Here is a 2,100-nt window from a genome sequence, read left to right on the forward strand (position 1 = left end):
GACCGTCGAGCGATCGATCGTCAAGGCCAGGCACGCCCGACGCTGGCTCACCGCATGCACAGTGCAGGCATGAGCCACCGCCTTCCGCTTCGCGTCGGGCGTCACCATTTTTTTGCGGCGACGTCCTTCAGGATCGCGTTGTCGAGCATCTGCTCGGCCAGCAGCTTCTTGAGGCGGGCGTTCTCGTCCTCGAGGGTCCTCAGCCGGCGCGCATCCGACACGTCCATCCCGCCACACTTCGCCTTGAACTTGTAGAAAGTCGCCGAGGAGATGCCGTGCTTGCGGCAGACATCAGCCGTCGCTGCTCCGGCCTCCTGCTCCTTCAGCATCCCGATAATCTGCTCTTCCGTGAACCGTGAGGGGCGCATCGTCCGTCTCCGTGAGTGACGGACTCTACTCAAATCTGGAGGAAGATCAGGGGCTCAGGTCAGGCTCAGGTCACAAGGTCTATGGCTATCGCAAGCTTCACGACGATCTGGCGGACACGCGCGACGAGGCACGCCGGGACGTGTTCGATTACATTGAGATGTTCTACAACCCCACACGGAAGCTCGCACGCAACGGGATGCTGTCGCCAATCGAGTTCGAACGGCGGCACAAGGCCAAAGCCGAAGGCGTCTAGAAAACGCGGGGCGGTTCATAAGCTGGCACTGTTGAGAAGTCTCGCGAGCACGATAAAAGGGGCGAGGTTCGACTTCTGACGCGCCTCACGAATTTCGGACCTGACGTCCTCCTGCATTTTTGGGGCGGGCGCAGATGTGTCCAGCCTATGTGGCAGGGTTGATCGGCGCGGACGATCGCAAGAGCATCCAGCCGATAGCGGCCCGCGATTGCCGCATGCGCCTCGCGACCCAGCTGTTGGCGCATGTCCTTGCTATCCGTTCAACCGTTGAATCGGTTGACATCTGCTGAGCAGCGGCATCTGCCGGAGACTTGTAAACCACGACGAGATTGACACCCTGATCAGGGAGTGGCCGAGCGCCGTCAGCTGCGCTTGCAGCTCACGTCTATTCATGTTCGTGCTCCAGATTGTTGGAGCTTGGCAACGCGCGCGACCTGCCGGTACCATTTCGTGGCTGATGTCTCCGGTTTCCCAACCTTCAAGCATCGGCGGGCCGGATGCACTGTGGCTGGTGCGTCCGGCCTCAGATTTCGTCGTCGCCCACCAAAATTCCGCGACCGTCATCGAGACGCCGGAATTGTCGCTAGTTTATGGTATTTGCCGACGAACCTACGTGCCGTTTCGTCGATGGAGTTTGGAGGGTTAGATGAATTTACCAGACGATCTTCTCGCCTCAATAGACCAGCTCGCCTCAGATATGAAAACTACTCGCGATGAGGCGATCGTATTTGTTCTTCGAACATGGCTACGAAATCGTGGAGCTCTCGACGCGAACAACGAAGCGATAGAGGACTTTGACGAATTGGACGACATTGAAGATGACGACGACATTGAAGATGACGAAACTGCCGATAAAAAGATCGATCGCTAGGTCCGTGCCGTACGCTGTGCTGACAACTCACCTGCGTTCATGCTCGTCCCTCAGGGACAAGAATGCCGCCTTGAAGCGCGGCAAGGTGGGCGCAAATTTGCCCTATGGTCCGCTGGATAACACCGCCCCCCATTGGGTCTGGCTGGATATGGAACTTGCGGCGCTTGCCGGATCTCAAGTTGCGTGACGGTGTGACGCCCTATCCCATCGTTGCCCCGGTACATGGGGCGCTGCCCATTTCGGTGCCGGCCCGAATGGTGCTATAGGCGCGTTAGCTCGCCGACCGGACTGCAACGGGACAGCGGGTCAGGCCGGGCGCGTGCGGGCTGTGCGCGTCCGGCCGCCTACGGGCCAGAAGCGTGATGGCAAAGCCGCCACTGCGACAGCGTTGGCAACCAGCTTGGAAACATGCTTGAAATACCCCAGCCACATCGTTGCGCTATATTGCGACCCATGCGACATCTGATCTGATCCCCACAAACTGGACCGTATGAAGCTGGAGTTTTCCGCGCCAAGATCCCTGGGCTGGGAGGAGCGGAGTGCGATGAAGGCATCGGAGTTTTCGGACGCGCAGAAGGCGTTCATCCTGAAGCAGGCGCGGACGGCG

The 2,100-nt window shown here is 59.3% G+C and carries 1 protein-coding gene and 2 pseudogenes; 2 read left to right on the top strand and 1 reads right to left on the bottom strand.

Annotated elements, in window-relative coordinates; translation table 11 throughout:
* Positions 1-368, bottom strand: a pseudogene (locus tag KHC28_RS00065) (transposase); the annotation flags it as partial.
* A 116-nt stretch (positions 369-484) separates the two neighbouring features.
* On the opposite strand from KHC28_RS00065, the pseudogene KHC28_RS00070 reads away from it, so the two are divergent.
* Together KHC28_RS00070 and KHC28_RS00075 are read left to right on the top strand one after the other, a co-directional pair.
* Positions 485-622: pseudogene (locus KHC28_RS00070) on the top strand (IS3 family transposase); the annotation flags it as partial.
* 646 nt (positions 623-1,268) lie between these two features.
* Complete coding sequence (locus tag KHC28_RS00075) at positions 1,269-1,493, top strand: hypothetical protein (RefSeq protein ID WP_214006307.1); 225 nt, start codon at positions 1,269-1,271, stop codon at positions 1,491-1,493.
* The last annotated feature ends 607 nt before the right edge of the window (positions 1,494-2,100 follow it).

It is taken from the genome of Ancylobacter sonchi (genome assembly GCF_018390695.1).
In the GTDB taxonomy this organism is placed as follows: Bacteria; Pseudomonadota; Alphaproteobacteria; order Rhizobiales; family Xanthobacteraceae; genus Ancylobacter; species Ancylobacter sonchi.

Excerpts from the sequence above, each read along its gene's own strand:
- KHC28_RS00075 (WP_214006307.1), top strand. The coding sequence starts at position 1,269 with ATGAATTTACCAGACGATCTTCTCGCCTCAATAGACCAGCTCGCCTCA.